18 protein-coding genes are annotated in these 16,825 nt (G+C 76.1%); 6 read left to right on the top strand and 12 right to left on the bottom strand.

Annotated elements, in window-relative coordinates; all coding sequences use genetic code 11:
• Positions 1 to 65: 65 nt before the first annotated feature.
• Complete coding sequence (locus WJX68_RS06460) at positions 66 to 551, top strand: hypothetical protein (RefSeq protein WP_340286992.1); 486 nt, start codon at positions 66 to 68, stop codon at positions 549 to 551.
• Between the two features lie 165 nt (positions 552 to 716).
• On the opposite strand, the gene WJX68_RS06455 is transcribed toward WJX68_RS06460, so the two are convergent.
• From WJX68_RS06455 to aroQ, 3 genes are all read right to left on the bottom strand, one after another.
• Positions 717 to 1,463 carry a maleate cis-trans isomerase family protein gene (locus WJX68_RS06455; RefSeq protein WP_340286990.1) on the bottom strand — a complete coding sequence of 249 codons (747 nt, stop codon included), beginning with the start codon at positions 1,461 to 1,463 and terminating at the stop codon, positions 717 to 719.
• On the bottom strand, positions 1,460 to 2,506 hold the full coding sequence (locus tag WJX68_RS06450) for a 2,5-dihydroxypyridine 5,6-dioxygenase NicX family protein (protein WP_340286988.1): 1,047 nt from the start codon (positions 2,504 to 2,506) through the stop codon (positions 1,460 to 1,462). The genes WJX68_RS06455 and WJX68_RS06450 overlap by 4 nt, the downstream gene beginning before the upstream one ends.
• A gap of 95 nt (positions 2,507 to 2,601) precedes the next feature.
• On the bottom strand, positions 2,602 to 3,201 hold the full coding sequence (gene aroQ, locus WJX68_RS06445) for a gamma subclass chorismate mutase AroQ (RefSeq protein WP_340286986.1): 600 nt from the start codon (positions 3,199 to 3,201) through the stop codon (positions 2,602 to 2,604).
• Between the two features lie 50 nt (positions 3,202 to 3,251).
• Here aroQ and WJX68_RS06440 point away from each other — a divergent pair, with 50 nt between their 5' ends.
• On the top strand, positions 3,252 to 4,172 hold the full coding sequence (locus WJX68_RS06440) for a beta-keto acid cleavage family enzyme (RefSeq protein ID WP_340286984.1): 921 nt from the start codon (positions 3,252 to 3,254) through the stop codon (positions 4,170 to 4,172).
• 125 nt (positions 4,173 to 4,297) lie between these two features.
• Here WJX68_RS06440 and WJX68_RS06435 read toward each other — a convergent pair whose 3' ends face one another.
• Complete coding sequence (locus tag WJX68_RS06435; protein WP_340286982.1) at positions 4,298 to 4,453, bottom strand: hypothetical protein; 156 nt, start codon at positions 4,451 to 4,453, stop codon at positions 4,298 to 4,300.
• 178 nt (positions 4,454 to 4,631) lie between these two features.
• On the opposite strand from WJX68_RS06435, the gene WJX68_RS06430 reads away from it, so the two are divergent.
• The gene (locus WJX68_RS06430) at positions 4,632 to 6,368 is read left to right on the top strand and encodes a pyruvate dehydrogenase (RefSeq protein WP_340286980.1); all 1,737 of its coding nucleotides are present in this window, start codon (positions 4,632 to 4,634) and stop codon (positions 6,366 to 6,368) included.
• Positions 6,369 to 6,373: 5 nt separating this feature from the next.
• Here the strand turns inward: WJX68_RS06430 and WJX68_RS06425 are convergent, their stop codons facing one another.
• Complete coding sequence (locus WJX68_RS06425; RefSeq protein WP_340286978.1) at positions 6,374 to 7,555, bottom strand: ROK family transcriptional regulator; 1,182 nt, start codon at positions 7,553 to 7,555, stop codon at positions 6,374 to 6,376.
• A gap of 54 nt (positions 7,556 to 7,609) precedes the next feature.
• On the opposite strand from WJX68_RS06425, the gene WJX68_RS06420 reads away from it, so the two are divergent.
• Together WJX68_RS06420 and WJX68_RS06415 are read left to right on the top strand one after the other, a co-directional pair.
• A complete protein-coding gene (locus WJX68_RS06420) occupies positions 7,610 to 8,818 on the top strand; it encodes an MFS transporter (protein WP_340286976.1) in 1,209 nt (402 codons plus the stop codon).
• Positions 8,819 to 8,931: 113 nt separating this feature from the next.
• Positions 8,932 to 10,467 carry an AMP-binding protein gene (locus WJX68_RS06415; RefSeq protein WP_340286974.1) on the top strand — a complete coding sequence of 512 codons (1,536 nt, stop codon included), beginning with the start codon at positions 8,932 to 8,934 and terminating at the stop codon, positions 10,465 to 10,467.
• Here WJX68_RS06415 and WJX68_RS06410 read toward each other — a convergent pair.
• Together WJX68_RS06410 and WJX68_RS06405 are read right to left on the bottom strand one after the other, a co-directional pair.
• Positions 10,455 to 11,243 carry a TrmH family RNA methyltransferase gene (locus WJX68_RS06410; protein WP_340286972.1) on the bottom strand — a complete coding sequence of 263 codons (789 nt, stop codon included), beginning with the start codon at positions 11,241 to 11,243 and terminating at the stop codon, positions 10,455 to 10,457. The genes WJX68_RS06415 and WJX68_RS06410 overlap by 13 nt on opposite strands.
• 13 nt (positions 11,244 to 11,256) lie before the next feature.
• Entirely contained in the window at positions 11,257 to 12,465 is a 1,209-nt protein-coding gene (locus WJX68_RS06405; protein WP_340286970.1) for an MFS transporter, read from the bottom strand.
• A gap of 79 nt (positions 12,466 to 12,544) precedes the next feature.
• Here WJX68_RS06405 and WJX68_RS06400 point away from each other — a divergent pair, with 79 nt between their 5' ends.
• Complete coding sequence (locus WJX68_RS06400; protein WP_340286969.1) at positions 12,545 to 13,360, top strand: crotonase/enoyl-CoA hydratase family protein; 816 nt, start codon at positions 12,545 to 12,547, stop codon at positions 13,358 to 13,360.
• Here WJX68_RS06400 and WJX68_RS06395 read toward each other — a convergent pair.
• The 5 genes from WJX68_RS06395 to WJX68_RS06375 are packed head-to-tail and all read right to left on the bottom strand — an operon-like array spanning position 13,348 to position 16,810.
• Entirely contained in the window at positions 13,348 to 14,208 is an 861-nt protein-coding gene (locus WJX68_RS06395; protein WP_340286967.1) for an SAM-dependent methyltransferase, read from the bottom strand. The two genes, WJX68_RS06400 and WJX68_RS06395, sit on opposite strands and share 13 nt — an antisense overlap.
• A 4-nt stretch (positions 14,209 to 14,212) precedes the next feature.
• Positions 14,213 to 15,067, bottom strand: coding sequence for an energy-coupling factor ABC transporter ATP-binding protein (locus WJX68_RS06390; RefSeq protein ID WP_340286965.1), 855 nt, complete (start codon positions 15,065 to 15,067; stop codon positions 14,213 to 14,215).
• Positions 15,064 to 15,795: a cobalt ECF transporter T component CbiQ gene (gene cbiQ, locus WJX68_RS06385; protein WP_340286963.1), complete on the bottom strand. Its 732-nt coding sequence runs from the start codon at positions 15,793 to 15,795 to the stop codon at positions 15,064 to 15,066. Before cbiQ ends, WJX68_RS06390 begins: the two co-directional genes overlap by 4 nt.
• Positions 15,795 to 16,100: an energy-coupling factor ABC transporter substrate-binding protein gene (locus WJX68_RS06380; RefSeq protein ID WP_340286961.1), complete on the bottom strand. Its 306-nt coding sequence runs from the start codon at positions 16,098 to 16,100 to the stop codon at positions 15,795 to 15,797. The genes cbiQ and WJX68_RS06380 overlap by 1 nt, the downstream gene beginning before the upstream one ends.
• Positions 16,097 to 16,810, bottom strand: a complete 714-nt coding sequence (locus WJX68_RS06375; RefSeq protein WP_340286959.1) for an energy-coupling factor ABC transporter permease — start codon at positions 16,808 to 16,810, stop codon at positions 16,097 to 16,099. The genes WJX68_RS06380 and WJX68_RS06375 overlap by 4 nt, the downstream gene beginning before the upstream one ends.
• Between the last annotated feature and the right edge of the window lie 15 nt (positions 16,811 to 16,825).

The following is a 16,825-nucleotide window of genomic DNA, read 5'->3' as shown; positions in this document are numbered from 1 at the left end:
CCCGGCCCGTGACGACCACCGGGCCGGGGCGGCGGTGTGGCCGCGACGGGCCTACCGTCGCAGGGGTGTCCCCCCGCCCGCGCCCGATCGCGCTCCTGATGCGGGCCGCCCCCCTCGTGGTGGCCGCCCTGCTCCTCACCGGCTGCTCGGCCGACCGGTCCGCCGCCACGTCCGGGAAGGACACCGAACCGTGGCCCGGGCAGAGCGCGTCGGACCGGGTCGGGGCGCCCGGCCTGGAGGCGCTGCAGACCAAGTTCCGCTTCTACGCCCAGGATCCCTGCTGGTCCGGTGACCCCACGCGGGTCTTCCCGCGCTGCGGGCGCTTCACCACCGAGATCCGCAACGCGCTGCCCCAGGTCCGCCAGGACGCGCCCGCGGCGGCGGCCCAGGCCGACCTCGTCGGGCAGGCGCTCGACCGCTTCGCCGCCGCCGGGTGCGAGGCCGATCCCGGGACGCTCTCCGAGGGCGACGCCGGCACCTGCGGGCCGGCGTTCCGCGACGTCCAGGAGACCGTGCAGGGGATGGCGACCGCGGCCGGCGCGCAGACCTGACCCGCGCCCGGCCGGACGGCGCCCACCTCCATGATCACCGGTCGTGGAGCCCCGACGTCCGTTCCCCGGCCGCTGCGCTCCACAACCGGTGATCACGACGACGCTCGGCCGGACGACGGGGACCCGCGTGCCGGTGCGGCACGCGGGTCCCGGGTCGGGCCGTCCTCAGCCCGCGAGCAGCGCCCCCGCGCCGGGCACCCGCGGCTCGAGCCCGAGCTCGGTCAGGACGCGGTGGGTCGTGGCCGTCGACGCGGACAGCACCGGGATGCCGGCGGCCTCCTGCACCGCCTCGATCGCGGGCAGCGACGGCATCTGCACGCACGCGCTCAGCACGAGCGCGTCGGCCCCGGTCAGGTCGAGCTTGCGCCAGTGCTCGCGCAGGTCGGCCGGGTCCAGCCGGGCGACGGCCAGGTTGTCGGGGACCTGCAGCGACAGCGAGTCGACGACCCCGACCCCGGCGTCGGTCAGGTAGTCGACGACGGCGTCGGTCAGCGGCTGCATGTACGGGGTGATGATCGCGACCCGCCGGGCGCCGAGCGCCGCGATGCCGGACAGCAGCGCCCCGGCGCTGGAGACCACGGGCGCCTGCGAGCCCTCGGCGCGCAGCGCGGCGGTGATGTCGTCCTCGGCGGTGCAGTGGTAGCCGGGCCCCTGGGCCATGATCGCCACCAGGCAGGCGGTGGCGACGACGTCCGGGCGCGCGTCGGCCAGCTCGGCGGCCGCCCGCCGGGCCTGGGCGTTCATCGCGCGCAGCTGCTCGGGGGTGACGTGCTGCATCCGGGCGCGGGCGGCGTGGAAGACGAACCGGTCGTCGGGCAGCACGTCCTCGCGGGCACGCAGCATCCGCGGCAGCTCGGTCTCCATGGTGAGGTTCGAGCTCGGCACGATCATGCCGATGTGGTGGTCGGTCATCGGCGGGTCACCGGCTTCATCTCGGGCACGGTCAGCTCACCGGCGTCGACGATCAGCTCGTCGTCGAGGTACAGGGAGTTGCCGCGCATCGGGATGTCGAAGTGGCAGGCGGTGTCGTTCGGGCCGCCCAGCTCGTTGTTCGGGCCGATGGAGAACATGACGTTGCCGTAGAAGCTGCGCAGCTCCATGCCCATGCCCCCGCCGAACTGGGTCAGGCCGTGCCAGTGGGCGCGCTCGTCGAGGCCCCAGCCGACGTGGCTCATGCCGTAGCCGCGCGGGTCCTCGAAGCTCTCGATGTAGGAGCGCAGCAGGTCCGCGTCGAGGCCGTTGCCGGCGGCGCCGCCGCGGATGTCGCGGATGAAGCCCTCCTCGACGGTGATCTCGACCGGACTCTGCACGTAGGTGTTGAACGGCAGCAGCACGTCGCCGGGGGCCAGGACGATCCGCCCGTCGACGCCGTCGTCGGCGCCGCCGGTGAACACGAACGCGGCGGGCCAGTGGTCCCAGCGGCCGGGGGTGTCGGTGTAGCCGTACTCGCTCATCGTCGGGTACATGCCGAGCCGGTAGGTGACGTCGGTGCCGTGCGGGCTGGTGATCCGCATGGTCGAGGCCTTGGCCAGCAGCTCGGCGCCGGTCTCGACGCGCTCGCGCAGCTCGGTGGTCGGCATCAGCCGGGCGAGCAGCTCGGGCGGCTCGACGGCGGTCAGGATGCGGGTGCCCGCGTCCTGGATCGCGAACTGCTCGGGGCTGAAGAGCAGGAACGTGCAGTCCACGACCATGTCCGCGGCCTTGAGCGCGTCGACGGCGAGCGGGATCCGGCCCAGCCCGGAGTCGCCGACGGCCCACGCGCCGCTCGCGTCCGGTGGCGACGGCAGCCGCATGTGGTAGCCGGTCGCGCCCAGCTTCCCGATCGCCCAGAGGAAGGCGTCGGCGTACGCCGTCCGCTCCGCTCCGCGGGTGAGGACGACGACCGTCTCCCCCTCGTGCACGCCCGACAGCGTCAGCTGCTGCAGGCAGATGTCGTTGAACAGGTTCTGGTCCATCGCGCACCTCCGTGGCTCGTCGATTAATCCGAGCACGTACTATCCGGATACGCAAGACCTCGGCGGGGGTGGAAACCCGGCCGTCACACGGCGGGTCAGTCCGGGGTGCCGTCGCAGACCGACGCCAGCGAGCGCCCGAGGGCGTTGCGGTGCACGTCGTCGAGGCCCTGGGCCTGCGCGACGGCGGCCTGCGCGAGGGTGGACGGGCAGTCCTCGTTGGCCCGGGCGGGCCCGGCCAGCTTCAGCGCGGCCACCAGCTCGTCGCCGATCCGGTCGAGCTCGGGACGGACCTCGGCGAGGGCGGGCCGCTGCACGGGCGCGGTGTCCGGGCGCTCGGCCCACTGCCGGAGCAGGTCGTCCTGCACCTGCGTGCTCGCGGCGATCTGGTCGGTCACGATGCGCGCCGCCCAGTCCGGGTCGACGCCGTCGCGGCCCGCCTCGGCCCGGATCCCGTCGACGACGGCCGCCTCCCGCGCCGGGTCGGTGACGGCCTGCCCGGTGCCGAGCTTGGCCGCGGCGACCCGGTCGGAGACCTGCGCGCGCTGCGCGGACAGGGCGACGACGCGCACCAGCCCGTCCGCGGGGGACGCGCCGGGCGGCCCCTCGGTCAGCGGGGCCTGCTGTTCCCCGCAGCCCGCGAGCAGGGCGAGCACGAGGGCCGACCCGGCCAGTGCGGCGCGGCGTGTCCCGATCACACGCCCGAGCCTACGACCGCAGCCCTCGCGCGCGGGCGCCGGTGGCGGTGATGCTGGGTGACGTGGACACCGCGGTCATCCTGGAAGTGGCACTCAACGGCACGACGACGCGGGAACGCAACCCGCGCGTGCCCCGCACCCCGGCGGAGGTGGCCGAGCAGGCCGTCGACGTGCTCGACGCGGGGGCGGCCATCGTGCACCACCACAACGACGAGCCGATGTTCACCACCGACGGGGTGCACGCCGTCGAGCCGTACCTGGCCGCCTGGGACCCGGTGCTGGCCGCACACCCGGACGCGCTGCTCTACCCGACGATGGCCGCCGGGGCGCGCGGCATCCCGGTGGAGCGGCGGTGGGCGCACGTGGCGGAGCTGGGCCGGCGCGGGCACATGACCCTGGTCGACCCGGGCTCGGTGAACGTCGGCCTGCTCGACGACGGCACCTGCCCGGGACCCGCCGCGCCGGAGCCGTACCAGAACTCCTTCGCCGACACCGAGTACATGTTCGCCCGCACCGCCGAGCTGGGTGCCGCGCCGAGCATCTCGATCTTCGAGCCGGGCTTCCTGCGCACCGCGCTGACCCTGCACCGCCACGGCCGCGTGCCCCCGGGCGCGATCGTGAAGCTCTACTTCGCCGACCGGCTGCAGTTCGGGCTGCCGCCGACGCCCGCGGCGCTGGAGGCCTACCTGGAGCTGCTGGAGCCGTCCGGGCTGCCGTGGTCGGTCGCGGTGCTCGGCGGCGACGTCGTGGGCTCCGGGCTGGCCGAGCTGGCGGTGCGCCGCGGCGGGCACCTGCGGGTCGGACTGGAGGACTTCGACGACGGCCGGGGCGGCACGCCGTCGAACCGCGAGCTGCTCGACGGGGCCCTGCGGGCGCTCGACCGGGTGGGCGCTCGGCCCGCCTCCCCGGCGGACGCGCGCGACATTCTCGGAATCACCCGGCGGGCGGTGCCGGACACGCCGGGGAATTGACCCTTTCGTCACGACACACACGCGGGGCGGGCGCCCGGAACATTCCGGGAACCCGCCCCGCGGCGTCGTCGGCGCCGGTCACGCGCCCGGTCGCGCCTCGGCGCGGCGGACGGCGACCGGCCTGGTCAGAACCAGGCTTTGCGCCCACCCACCGGACGTCCGATCGCCCCGAGGATGAGCAGGACCACGCCGATGATCACCAGCAGGCCTCCCAGGTAGTACAACAGGGTGATCTTGGCGAAATACCCCACCAGTAGCAGGATCAGACCCAGAATGATCATTTCGCGTCCCCTCCCAGGAATGTGAGGGGAAAGTACTCGGAACGGCACCGGCGCGCAGCGGGGGAATCGATTCCGATACCCGAGTCGTGACCTCGCCGGGCACCGTCACGACCCGACGGTTGCCGGTGCGGCCGGTCCGGGAACCCGGACGGTGCACCCCGAGCGCGAGGAGGACGACATGGGCCGCACCGTGGCCGACCAGATGATCGAGCTGCTGCACCAGGCCGGAGTCGAGCGGATCTACGGGCTGGTGGGCGACAGCCTCAACCCGATCGCCGACGCGATCCGCCGCGACGGGCGCATCCGCTGGGTGCACGTGCACAACGAGGAGGCGGCCGCGCTGGCCGCCGCGGCGGAGGCCCAGCTGACCGGGCGGCTCGCGGTCTGCGCCGGCAGCTGCGGGCCGGGCAACACGCACCTGATCCAGGGCCTGATGGACGCCCACCGCACCGGCGCCCCGGTGCTCGCGATCGCCTCGCACATCCCGTCGGTCCAGATCGGGACCGGCTACTTCCAGGAGACCCACCCCGAGCGGCTGTTCACCGAGTGCTCGGCCTACTGCGAGCTGATCTCGCGGCCCGAGCAGATGCCGCGCATGCAGCGCATCGCGATGCAGACCGCGCTCGCCGAGTCCGACGTGTCCGTGCTCGTCCTGCCCGGCGACGTCAGCGCGCTCGACGCCCCGAACGACACCGGCGCCTCGCACCTGTCCCCACCCACCGGGGTCGTGGCGCCGTCGGAGGAGCAGGTGGCCGAGCTGGCCCGGCTCGTCGACGCCGCGGACACCGTGACGCTGTTCGTCGGCGCCGGGATCGAGCACGCACGCGAGCAGGTGCTCGCCCTCGCCGGCCGGGTGAAGGCGCCGATCGGCCACTCGCTGCGCGGCAAGGAGTGGATCCAGTACGACAACCCCTACGACGTCGGCATGTCCGGGCTGCTCGGCTACGGCGCCTGCTACGAGGCCACCCACGAGGCGGGCCTGCTCGTCCTGATCGGCACCGACTTCCCCTACGACTCGTTCCTGCCCCAGGCCCGGACCGTGCAGATCGACACCGATCCCGCGCGCCTCGGGCGTCGCACGCTGCTGGAGCTCGGCGTGCACGGCGACGCCGCGTCCACCCTGGACGCGCTGCTGCCGCGGATCGCGGAGAAGACCGACCGGTCCTTCCTGGACCGGATGCTGCGCAGGCACGCCGAGGCGCTGGAGAAGGTCGTCGGCGCCTACACCCGCCGGGTGCAGGACCTGCGTCCGATCCACCCCGAGCACGTCGCGGCCGTGCTCGACGAGGAGATGGCCGACGACGCGATCGCCACCGTCGACACCGGCATGTGCAACGTCTGGGCCGCGCGCTACCTCTCACCCAACGGCCGGCGCCGGATCATCGGCTCCTACCGGCACGGGACGATGGCCAACGCGCTGCCGCACGCGATCGGCGCGCAGTACGCGTTCCCGGACCGCCAGGTGGTCTCGCTGTCCGGCGACGGCGGCCTGACCATGCTGCTCGGCGAGCTGCTCACCGCGGCCGAGCACGACCTGCCGCTGACCGTCGTCGCGTTCAACAACGGCTCGCTGGGCATGATCCGGCTGGAGATGATGGTGGCGGGCTACCCGTCGTTCCAGACCGACCACGGGCCGGCCGACCTGGGCGCGGTGGCCCGTGCCGCCGGCCTGCACGCCGAGACCGTGCAGGACCCGGCCGACGTGCGCGCGGCGCTGCGCCGCGCGCTGGACCACCGCGGACCGGCGCTGGTCGACGTGCGCACCGACCCGAACGCGCTGTCCATCCCGCCGCACATCACCGCCGCCCAGGTCCGCGGGTTCGCGCTCGCCGCGACCCGCACCGTGCTCGACGGCGGCGTCGGGCGGATGGTGGAGCTGGCGCGCAGCAACCTGCGGTCGATCCCGCGGCCCTGAGCGGCTCAGCCGGCGCGGGCGGCCAGCCCGGACGCGGAGACGGCGTGGTCGAGCGCGATCGCGGCCGCCCCGCGCAGGACCCCGTCCGCGCCGTGCGCCGCGTCGCGCACCGGCGGCGCGACCGAGCGGCGGAAGGCCATGAGCCCGGCGCCGTAGGCGACGTCGAACGCCTCGGGGGCCGCGGCGCGCAGCGCGGGCCCGAGCCCGGACAGCACGACGACCTCCGGGTCGTGCGCGTTGACCAGGCCCGCGGTGCCCCGCGCCAGGGACGCGGCGGCCGAGGTGACGGCCGCGGACGGGCCGGGCTCCCCCGCGGCCGCGCGGTCGAGCACGGCGCGGGCGTAGCTCCAGGGCGCGTCCGGCTCGGGCTCGCCGAGCATCCGGGCCAGCGCCCGGCCGTCGACGCCGGTGGTCCAGCACCCGCGGGCGCCGCAGGCGCACACCGCGCCGGGGTCGCCGAAGGGCAGGTGTCCCAGCTCGCCGGCCGCGCCGCGGGCGCCGGTCTGGGCGCGCCCGTCGAGCAGCAGCGCACCGCCGATGCCGACCTCGACGGTCAGGAACAGCGCGGTGCGGGCACCGGCGGCGGCGCCGTCGCGGACCTCGGCGACGCCGGCGAGGTTCGCGTCGTTGCCCACCAGCACCGGCAGGTCCGACCCGGCCCCGATCCGGCGCACGTCCAGCGGGCTCCAGCCCTGCCCGCCGCCGCTCTCGGCGAAGTGCTCGTCGACGACGGTGGCGGCCACGCCGATGCCGAGGGCCACCACCGGCCCGGGCGCCTCGGCGGCCAGGCCGGCGACGACCGCGTCCAGCTCCGCGGCGACGGCGTCGGGGTCGCGACGCCGGTGCGTCCCGGACCGCAGCGCGACCGGCGTCCCGCCGAGCCCGGTGAGCGCGGCCCGCCAGCCCTCGAACCGGACGTCGACGGCGACCACGGCCGGCCCGTCCGGGTTGGGGGCCAGCGTCGTGGTGGGGCGCCCGCGCCCGCCGCAGGGGGCCCGCTCCTCGCGCACCCACCCCAGCTCGCGCAGCCGGGCGGCGATCTCGGTGGCCGAGCCGCTGGCCAGCCGCAGCCGCCGGGCCAGCTCCACCCGGGTGAGCCCGGGCTCGCGGCGGACCTCGGCCAGCACCTCGGCGGTGGCCCGCCACCGGTCGGTCTCGGCCCGGCCCGGACGTGAACCGGCTGACATCGCCGTCATCTGGTTTGACACCCCCGACCTGACGGTATTTATCCTCGTGTCGCGATGAAAAAGCCTCTCACCCCGGACCACTCTCCCACCACCGGACCCGCACTCGCCGCGATGGCCCTCGGCGGCCTCGCCATCGGCACCACCGAGTTCGCCTCGATGGGGCTGCTGCCCGCGTTCGCCGCCGACCTGGGCGCCACCGTGCCCGAGGCCGGTACGGCCATCAGCGCCTACGCGCTCGGCGTCGTCGTCGGCGCGCCGGTGCTCGCCGTACTGGGCGCGCGGTGGCCACGCAAGCACCTCGTCCTGGCCCTGGCCGGTGCGCTGGCCCTGACCAACCTGGCCTCGGCGCTCGCGCCGGACTTCGGGACGTTCGTCGTGACCCGGTTCCTGGCCGGGCTGCCGCACGGCGCCTACTTCGGCACCGCCTCGGTGCTGGCCGCCTCGCTGGTCCCGCGCGAACGGCGGCCACGGGCGATCGCGACCGTGATGAGCGGGCTGATGATCGCCAACATCGTGGGCGTGCCGGGTGCCACCTGGCTCGGGCAGGCCGCCGGCTGGTCGGCCGCGTACCTGACCGTCGCCGGCGTCGCCGTGGTGACGATGCTGGCCGTCTGGCGGCTGGTGCCCGACGTGCGCGACGAGGTGCGCGGCTCGGTCCTGCGCGAGCTGACGGCGCTGCGCCGCGGCCAGGTGTGGATCACGATGGCCGTCATCGCGACCGGCTTCGGCGGCTCGTTCGCCGTGTACAGCTACGTCACCCCGGTGCTCACCGAGGTCACCGGCATGGCCGCGACCGCGGTGCCGCTGGCGCTGGCCGTGTTCGGTGTCGGCATGACCCTGGGCAACCAGGTCGGCGGCCGGCTCGCCGAGGCGGCGCCGGTGCGCACCATCGCGGGCGGCCTGGCCGCGGCGGCGGTGTCGATGGCGCTGTTCGCGCTGACCGCGTCCTCGGCGGTGTTCGCGCTGCTGGGCCTGTTCGCGCTGGCGTTCACCACGACCGCGACCACCCCGGCGCTCGCCACCCGGCTCATGGACGCCGGCCGCGAGGGCCCGACGCTGGGCGCGGCCCTGCACCACGCCGCGTTCAACGTCGCCAACGCCCTCGGCGCGGCGCTCGGCGGGCTCGTCCTGGCCGCCGGCTGGGGCTGGACCTCGCCCGCCGCCGTCGCGACCGTGCTGCCGCTGCTCGGGCTGACCGCGCTGTGGGTGGCGGTCCGGATGGAGCGGGCCGAGCGCCGCGGGGAGCTCGCGCTCGCCGCGTGAGCACCCCCGCGCGGGGCCGCGAACCGAGAGGTGTCGATCAGATCACGAACGGGAAGCCTCGACCGGAGTTGATCGTTGCGTTGGACAACGATCCCCTGCGAGAGGAGTCCCGGATGCCCACCGACGTCGAGGAACTGCTGGACGCACTGGCCGCCGACCCCGGCCGGGAGGCCCTGGTCCACCGCGACCGACGGATCCACGCGGGCGAGCTGGTCCGCTCGGTGCACCGGCTGGCCCACGTCCTCGACGGGCGGGTGCGGCCGGGCACGGTCGTCGCGCTGCTGGCCGGCAACACCCCGGAGGCCCTCGTCGCACGGATGGCGGTGAACCTGCTCGGCGCCGGGATCGCCCAGCCGCACGAGGGACTCTCGGCCGCCGCCCGGGCCCGCATCGTCGTCGACGTCGAGGCCGCCGTCGTGCTGGCCGACGCCGACGCCGCGGCGGCCGCCGAGCCGGTCCTCGCGCGGCTCGACGGCCCGGCCGCGCTCTGGCTCGGCGCCCACGGCGCGGACCCCGACGTGCTCGCCGAGGCCGACGGGGCGCCCGCCTCGCCGATCCGGGACCGGGCCCGCCCGCACGACGTCGAGCAGATCCGCCACACCGGCGGCACCACCGGGCACCCGAAGGGCATCACCTACACCTTCGACCACCACCGCCGCGGCGCCGAGATGCGCCGGCGGCTCACCGGCCTCGGCGCCGACGGCGGCGGCGACGGCGACGGCGGCGCCCGGCTGCTCGTCGCCACCCCCGTCGCGCACGTCGGCGGCGCGCTGGCCGACCGCACGCTGGCCTCCGGCGGCACCGTCGTGCTGCAGGACGGCTTCGAGCCCGGCGCGTTCCTCGCCGCGGTCGCCCGCGAGCGGATCACCCACACCTTCCTGCTCCCGCCGCTGATCTACCGGCTGCTCGACCACCCCGACCTCGACCGGACCGACACCTCCTCGCTGCGGTCGGTCGTCTACGGCGGGGCGCCCGCCGCGCCGCGGCGGATGGCCGAGGCCGTCGAGCGGATCGGCCCGGTGTTCGCCCAGTTCTACGGCCAGACCGAGGCCGGCGGCATCAGTGCGCTGACCCCGCAGGAGCACTCCCGGCCCGAGCTGCTGGGCACCGTCGGGCGCCCGCTGCCGACCACCGAGATCGCGATCACCGACGCCGACGGCCGGCCCGTCGCCCCCGGCGGGCGGGGCGAGCTGTGGGTGCGCACCGGCATGGAGATGGACGGCTACTGGAAGCAGCCCGAGCTGACCGCCGCGACCGTCGTCGACGGCTGGGTGCGCACCGGCGACGTCGCCCGCCAGGACGCCGACGGCTACCTGCACCTGCTCGACCGGGTCAAGGACATGATCGTCGTCGTGGGCGGGCACGTGTACACCACGGAGCTGGAGGACCTGCTCATGGAGCACCCGTCGGTCCGCCAGGCCGCCGTGTTCGGCGTGCCCGACGACGACGGCACCGAGACCGTGCACGCCGCCGTCGTCGCGGGATCCCCCGCCCCGGACGAGGACGAGCTGACCGCGCTGGTCGCCGAGCGCGCCGGGGACATGTACGTCCCGCGCAGCGTCGAGTTCGTCGAGCGGATCCCGCTCACCGGGGTCGGCAAGACCGACAAGAAGGCGCTGCGCGCCGAGCTCGCCGCTCAGCCACGCTGACGCACCGCCTCGTACAGCACGACCGCGGCGGCGATGGAGGCGTTGAGCGAGTTCACCCGGCCCCGCATCGGGATGACGACCGTCGCGTCGGCTCGCTCGAGCCACGCGTCGGTCACCCCGGTGGCCTCGGTCCCGATCACCAGCGCGGTCGGGCCGGTCAGGTCGGTCCCGGCGAGCCCGGTCGTGCCGGCCGGGGTGGTGACGAACGTCCGGATCCCGCGGCGGGCGAGCCAGTCCAGCACCTCGGGCGTCGCTGCCGAGGCCACCGGCACCGCGAACACGGTCCCCTTCGACGCGCGCACCACGTTGGGGTTGGCGAAGTCGGTGCCGCCGCGCTCCGGCGTGGCGATGACGACGGCGTCCACCCCGCAGGCCTCGGCGGTGCGCAGCATCGCACCGACGTTGCCGGGCTTCTCGACGCCCTCCGCGACCAGCACCAGCGGGTCCGGGCCGAGGTCGAGGTCGTCGAGCCCCACGCCCGGGGCGGCGGCGACGGCGAGCCAGCCGTCCGGGGACTCGCGGTAGGCGATGCGGGCGAACACGTCGCGGCTCACCGAGAACCGCCGTGCGCCGGGCATCCGGTCCAGCAGCTCCGGCGAGCGGACCAGGTCGGGGGCCCAGTACACCTCGTCCGGGACGACCCCGGCGTCGAGCGCGAGGGCCAGCTCGTCGTGGCCCTCGATCACCGTGACGCCGGCGGCGTCGCGGTGGCGGCGGGTGCGCAGCCGGACCAGGTTCTTGACGCGCGGGTTGGCGGTGCTGGTCAGGTCGGGCACCCGGCGAGCGTAGTCACCGCGGCGCGGGCCGGGACGGCGCGGCGTCACCGGACCGCACGGCCAGCCACCCCGCCGTCGCCGCGGCCACGACGGCCAGCACGGCCAGCGGGAGCGCGAGCGCCGTCGTCGCGACGAACGCGGTCGCGAGGAACGGCGTCGCGAAGCCGGTGTAGGCCGCGGTGTAGAACAGCCCGTTCGTCGCGCCCCGCCCGGACTCCGGCGCCAGCCGGGCGACAAGCGTCAGCCCGGCGTTGAGGCAGAGCCCGCCGCCCGCTCCGAGCAGCAGCCCGGCGCCGGCGACCCCGGCGACGGCCGCAGGCCCGGCCGGGGCGAGCAGCGCCGTGAGCGTCGCGACGAGCAGGCCGAGCGCGCCGGCCGCGGTCCCGGCGGGCCCGGTGCGGGCGCCGAGCCGGTGCGCGAACGGCTGCACGAGCGTCCCGGTGCCGAGCGTCAGCGCGGCGAGCAGCCCGGTGAACGCGACGGCGCCGGTGAGGCCGGGCAGCAGCAGCGGCAGCACGGTCACCGCGACCGAGGGGAACGCGTACACGCACACCGCGGTCGGTACGACCACCCGCAGGAACACCCGCCGCTCGGCCGCGCCCAGGCCCGGCCGGGGCAGCAGCCCGCCCGCCCGCGGACCGGCCGGGCGCGTCCCCGTCCCGACGACGGCGAGCACCGCGCCGACGGCCACCGCCAGCAGCGCGATGTGGACCAGGTACGGCAGCGTCAGCGGCAGCGGGCCGGACGTCGCGAGCAGCCCCGAGGTCAGCGGGCCCAGGCAGAACCCGAGGGTCTGCGCGACCGACGCGGCCCGCGCGGCGCGCGGGGCGCCGTCCGGCCCGGCGAGGTCCTGCAGCCAGGCGCTGCCCACCGAGAAGACCGCCCCGGAGGCGAGGCCCTGCACGAAGCGGGCGGCGAACAGCAGCCACAGCGACGACGCGCCGCCGAGGAACAGCAGCGACGCCCCGGCCACCCCGGCGGCGACGGGCAGCAGCACGCGCACCCGTCCGAACCGGTCCGACGCCGGCCCGCCCAGCAGCAGCGACGGGGCCAGCCCGAGCGCGTACACCCCGAAGATCGCGGCCAGGGTGCTCGCCGAGAGGTCCAGCTCGGTCCGGTAGACCAGCAGCAGCGGGGTCGGGACGTTGGTGCCGAACGCCGTCGCGAACAGCAGCCCGCAGGCCACCCACCACGTCCGGCCCGCCCGGCCCCCTCGCCCCACCGCCGCATCCTGTCAGGCCGGGGTTACCGCGCGGTAGCCTCCGTTCCGGAACGGTCGACGAGGACGGGAGTGCGGGCAGATGGGTGAGCCGACGGGCATCGCGGTCGAGGTGGCGGACGGGGTCGCGCGGCTGCGCCTCGACCGGCCCCAGGCGGCGAACGCGCTGGACGAGCCGATGTGGTTCGGCCTGCGCGACGCGGTCCGCGAGCTGGACGCCGACCCGGCCGTCCGGGTCGTGGTGATCTCGGGCAACGGCCGGCACTTCTGCTCCGGCATCGACGTCTCGATGCTCGGCGGGCTGCGCGACACCGCGAGCGGCGACTCGCCCGGCCACGGCGCCGACGCCCTGCGCCGCACCATCCTCGACCTGCAGGAGTGCCTCACCGCGGTCGAGCGCTGCCGCACGCCGGTGATCGCGGCGATCCACGGCGTCTGCCTGGGTGCGGGCCTGGACCTCGCCGTCGCCTGCGACCTGCGCTACGCGACCGCGGACGCGTCGTTCGTGCTGAAGGAGGTCGACATGGGCCTGGCCGCGGACGTCGGCGTGCTGCAGCGGCTGCCGCGCATCGTCGGCGAGGGCGTGGCGCGGGAGATGGCCTACACCTGCCGCCCGGTGCCCGGCACCGAGGCGAAGGAGCTGCGCCTGGTCAACGGCGTCTACGACGACGCCGAGGCCCTGGAGACCGGTGTCGCCGCGCTCGCGGCGTCACTGGCGGCGAAGTCCCCGCTGGCGCTGCGCGGCACCAAGTACGCGATCACCTACGCCCGCGACCACACCGTCGCCGACTCGCTGGACCAGATCGCCACCTGGAACGGCGGGCAGCTCGTCTCCGCGGACCTCACCGAGGCCGTCTCGGCGTTCCTGCAGAAGCGCCCCGGGGTCTACCGGGACTGACCGCCCGCGACCGGCACGACCTCGCCGACCAGGGCGTACATCCCCACGGGCCGCCCGGCCGGCAGGTCCTCCGCCCGCCAGGCGGTCACGTCGACCAGGCCCGGCTCCAGCAGGTCCAGCCGGTGCCCGGGCCGGTCGACGAGCAGCCGGCGCAGGGTGGCGCGGTCGCGCGCCCGGGCGGGCTGCGACGTCTCCCGGGTGAGCCGCTCGACGGTGCGCATGTCGTGGGCGGCCGCGGGGTCGTCGACGTCGGTGCTGCCGTGGGACACCACGAGCATGCTGCCCGGCCCGAACGCGGTCGCGTAGGTGTCGGCCAGCGTCGCGAGCAGCGTGTCGTCGGCGACGAAGTGCAGCACCGACACCGCCAGCACGGCGACCGGCTCGGCCGGGTCGAGCAGCCCGGCGACCCCCGGGGCGGCCAGGACCGCGGCCGGGTCGGTGAGGTCCGCCGCGGTGATCGAGGTGCCGTCCACGCCGTGGAGGATCTCGCGGCTCATCGCGACCGAGACGGGCTCGACGTCGACGTGGGCGACGCGGGCGGCCGGGTCGATCCGCCGGGCGAGCTCGTGCACCGGCGCCGCGGTGGGGATGCCGGAGCCGAGGTCGAGGAACTGGCGGACCCCCCGTTCCAGGCAGGCCCGCACCGCGCGGCCGAGGAACGCCCGGTTGGCGACGGCGGCCCGCCGCGCGTGCGGCAGCGCGGTCAGCATCCGCTCGGCGAACTCCCGGTCGGTCGCGAAGTTGTGGGCCCCGCCGAGCAGGTAGTCGTACACCCGGGCGGGGTTGGGCAGCGTCAGGTCGACCTCGGGGACGGCGTCGGGGTCGAGGTGGCGGTCCGGGTCGCGCACGGCGTCACCCTCTCGCCCCGGCCTCCGGGACCGCAAGTCCGGTCAGCAGCCCGTGCAGCTCCGCCGCGGTCCGCGGGGCGGCGCCGTCGTGGCCGGCCAGCGCCAGCAGCCGGGCGACGGCCGGCGCCCAGGCCGGGCCGAGCCGGGCCCCGGCGAGCAGCTCCGCGTCGTCGAGGACCCGGTCGGCGGGGCCGCGCCGCACCCGGCCCCCGGCGACGACGGCGACGTCGTCGGCCCAGCGGTGGGCCAGGTCGACGTCGTGGGTGGACAGCACCACCGCCGTGCCGGCCGCGTGCAGGTCCGCGAGCACCGCGACGAGCTCCTCCACCCCGGCCGGGTCCAGCCCGGCGGTCGGCTCGTCGAGCACGAGCACCCGGGGCCGCACGGCCAGCGCACCGGCGATCGCGACCCGCTTGCGCTGGCCGAAGGACAGCCGGTGGGTCGGCCGGTCCGCGAGCCCGGAGATCCCGACGGCGGCGAGCGCGTCCCGCACCCGGGCGTCGACCTCGGGGCCGGGCAGGCCGAGGTTGAGCGGGCCGAAAGACACGTCCTGCGCGACGTCGGCGGAGAACAGCTGGTCGTCGGGGTCCTGCAGGACGAGCTGGGCCGCCTCGCGCAGCCGCACCAGCCCCCGCCGGGTGCGGCGGACCGGCTCGCCGTCGAGCAGGACCTCCCCGGCCGCAGGGGCGAGCAGGCCCAGCAGCAGCCGGAACAGCGTCGTCTTGCCGCCGCCGTTGGGCCCGAGCACGGCGAGCCGCCGCCCGGGCGCGACGGCGAGGTCGGCCCCGTCGAGCACGGCCGGGCCGTCGGGGTAGGCGAAGCGCAGCCCGCGCGCCTCGAGCACCGGTGCCGCGCTCACCACGCCACCGCCAGGGCCAGGACCGGCACGGCGACGAGCAGCGCCGCGCTCCCCGCGACGAACCCCGGGGACACCGGCCGGGCCGGGACCCGTACGCGCAGGCTGCCGTCGTAGCCGCGGGCGGCCAGCCCGGCCTCGAGCCGGCGGGCCCGGTCGAAGGCGCGGACGAACACCGCGCCGCCCTGCGCGGCGAGCGAGCGGAACGTGGCGCGGCGGGTGCGGAACCCCATCCGCAGGGCCTGGGCCTCGCGGACCGCGGTCAGCGAGTCCAGCAGCAGGAACAACATCCGGTACACGAGCAGCGTGATCTCCAGGACCGCCGGGGGGATCCACCGCAGCCGCGCCACGGTGTCCGTCAGCGGGGTCGTCGCGGCGAACAGGACCAGGCAGGCCACCGCGGCCAGCGAGCGCCCGACGAGCTCGGCGGCCCGGGCCGGACCGTCCGGGGCGGGGGCGAGCCACGGGTCGCCCCCGACGGTGACGAGCAGCGGCAGCGCCCCGACCAGCACGAACCCGAGCGGCAGCGCGAGCAGGCGCAGCGCGGTCCGCCACGGCACCCGGGCCCCGGCGAGCAGCAGCGCGAGCGCCGCACCACCGGTCAGCAGCGCGCCCGGCCACGGCGGCAGCACGACGGCGAGCACGAGCAGCCCGAGCGCGAGGAACGCCTTCTCCCCCGGGTGCCGGGCCCGCCACCGGCCGGCGTGCGCGGTCTCGTCGATCAGCAGCATCAGGTCCGGGGCGCGTCGGCCTCGCGGGCGAGCTGCGCCCGTCGCCGGGTCCGCGCGACGCCGATGCAGTAGCCGAGCACGCCCGCGCCGGCCGCGGCCTGCATCGCGAAGATGCCGGACTCGATCTCGCCGGACGGCGGCTCCCACACGGGGGTGAACCACGGCTGGTAGCCGGTGGCCTCGATGGCCTCGCCGGCCTGCCCGTCGGAGCCGGCGTACTCGCCGGGCACGAACAGCACCGGGATCGCGAACAGCGCGAGCACCGCGACGGCGAGCAGGACGTTGGTGACGGTGGAGCGGCTCATGTCGACGCCTCCTTCTGCGGGTCCTGCGCGGCCGGGGTCGCGCCGCGGCCCGGGCGCAGCACGCCCAGCCGGCGCAGCTCGTCCGGGGTGATCCGGACCAGCAGCCGCACCACGAGCACGGTGAGCAGGCCCTCGGCCACGGCCAGCGGGATCTGGGTGATCGAGAAGATCGAGGCGAAGGTGACGAAGGCACCGCCGACGCCCGAGGTCGGGTCGGGGAACGCGAGCGCCAGCTGGGCGCTGGTGATCGTGTACGTCGTGAGGTCGCCGAGGAACGCGGCGGCGAACACGGCCGGGCCGAGCGACCCGCCGAGGCGCCGGACCAGCACGTAGGCGCCGTAGGCGATCCACGGCCCGGCGATCGCCATGGAGAACGCGTTCGCCCCCAGGGTGGTGAGGCCGCCGTGGGCGAGCAGCACCGCCTGGAAGAACAGCACCACCGTCCCGAGCAGGGCCATCACCGGTGGCCGGAACAGCACCGCGCCCAGCCCGGTGCCCGTGGGGTGCGACGACGACCCCGTCACCGACGGGATCTTCAGCGCCGACAGCACGAACGTGAACGCGCCGGCCGCGGCGAGCAGCAGCGTGGTGTCGGGGTCCTCACGGACCCGGCGGACGACCGCCCGCGCGCCGTGCACGACGAACGGCGCGGCGACGACGGTCCAGGCCGCCGCGTGCAGCGGCGGGAGATAGCCCTCGGCGATGTGCACGGACGAACGCTACGG

Origin of the sequence: Pseudonocardia spirodelae (genome assembly GCF_037727765.1) — a bacterium.
GTDB classification, from domain to species: domain Bacteria; phylum Actinomycetota; class Actinomycetes; order Mycobacteriales; family Pseudonocardiaceae; genus Pseudonocardia; species Pseudonocardia spirodelae.
This window is presented reverse-complemented; position numbering and strand designations above follow the sequence as displayed.

What these genes read in the sequence shown, in the direction of transcription:
- WJX68_RS06415 (WP_340286974.1), top strand. Translation starts at nt 8,932, where the DNA reads ATGCCCACCGACGTCGAGGAACTGCTGGACGCACTGGCCGCCGACCCC.
- WJX68_RS06455 (WP_340286990.1), bottom strand. Translation starts at nt 1,463, where the DNA reads ATGACCGACCACCACATCGGCATGATCGTGCCGAGCTCGAACCTCACC.
- WJX68_RS06400 (WP_340286969.1), top strand. Translation starts at nt 12,545, where the DNA reads ATGGGTGAGCCGACGGGCATCGCGGTCGAGGTGGCGGACGGGGTCGCG.
- cbiQ (WP_340286963.1), bottom strand. Translation starts at nt 15,795, where the DNA reads ATGCTGCTGATCGACGAGACCGCGCACGCCGGCCGGTGGCGGGCCCGG.
- WJX68_RS06450 (WP_340286988.1), bottom strand. Translation starts at nt 2,506, where the DNA reads ATGGACCAGAACCTGTTCAACGACATCTGCCTGCAGCAGCTGACGCTG.
- WJX68_RS06440 (WP_340286984.1), top strand. Translation starts at nt 3,252, where the DNA reads ATGCTGGGTGACGTGGACACCGCGGTCATCCTGGAAGTGGCACTCAAC.
- WJX68_RS06420 (WP_340286976.1), top strand. Translation starts at nt 7,610, where the DNA reads ATGAAAAAGCCTCTCACCCCGGACCACTCTCCCACCACCGGACCCGCA.
- WJX68_RS06380 (WP_340286961.1), bottom strand. Translation starts at nt 16,100, where the DNA reads ATGAGCCGCTCCACCGTCACCAACGTCCTGCTCGCCGTCGCGGTGCTC.
- WJX68_RS06425 (WP_340286978.1), bottom strand. Translation starts at nt 7,555, where the DNA reads ATGTCAGCCGGTTCACGTCCGGGCCGGGCCGAGACCGACCGGTGGCGG.
- WJX68_RS06435 (WP_340286982.1), bottom strand. Translation starts at nt 4,453, where the DNA reads ATGATCATTCTGGGTCTGATCCTGCTACTGGTGGGGTATTTCGCCAAG.
- WJX68_RS06430 (WP_340286980.1), top strand. Translation starts at nt 4,632, where the DNA reads ATGGGCCGCACCGTGGCCGACCAGATGATCGAGCTGCTGCACCAGGCC.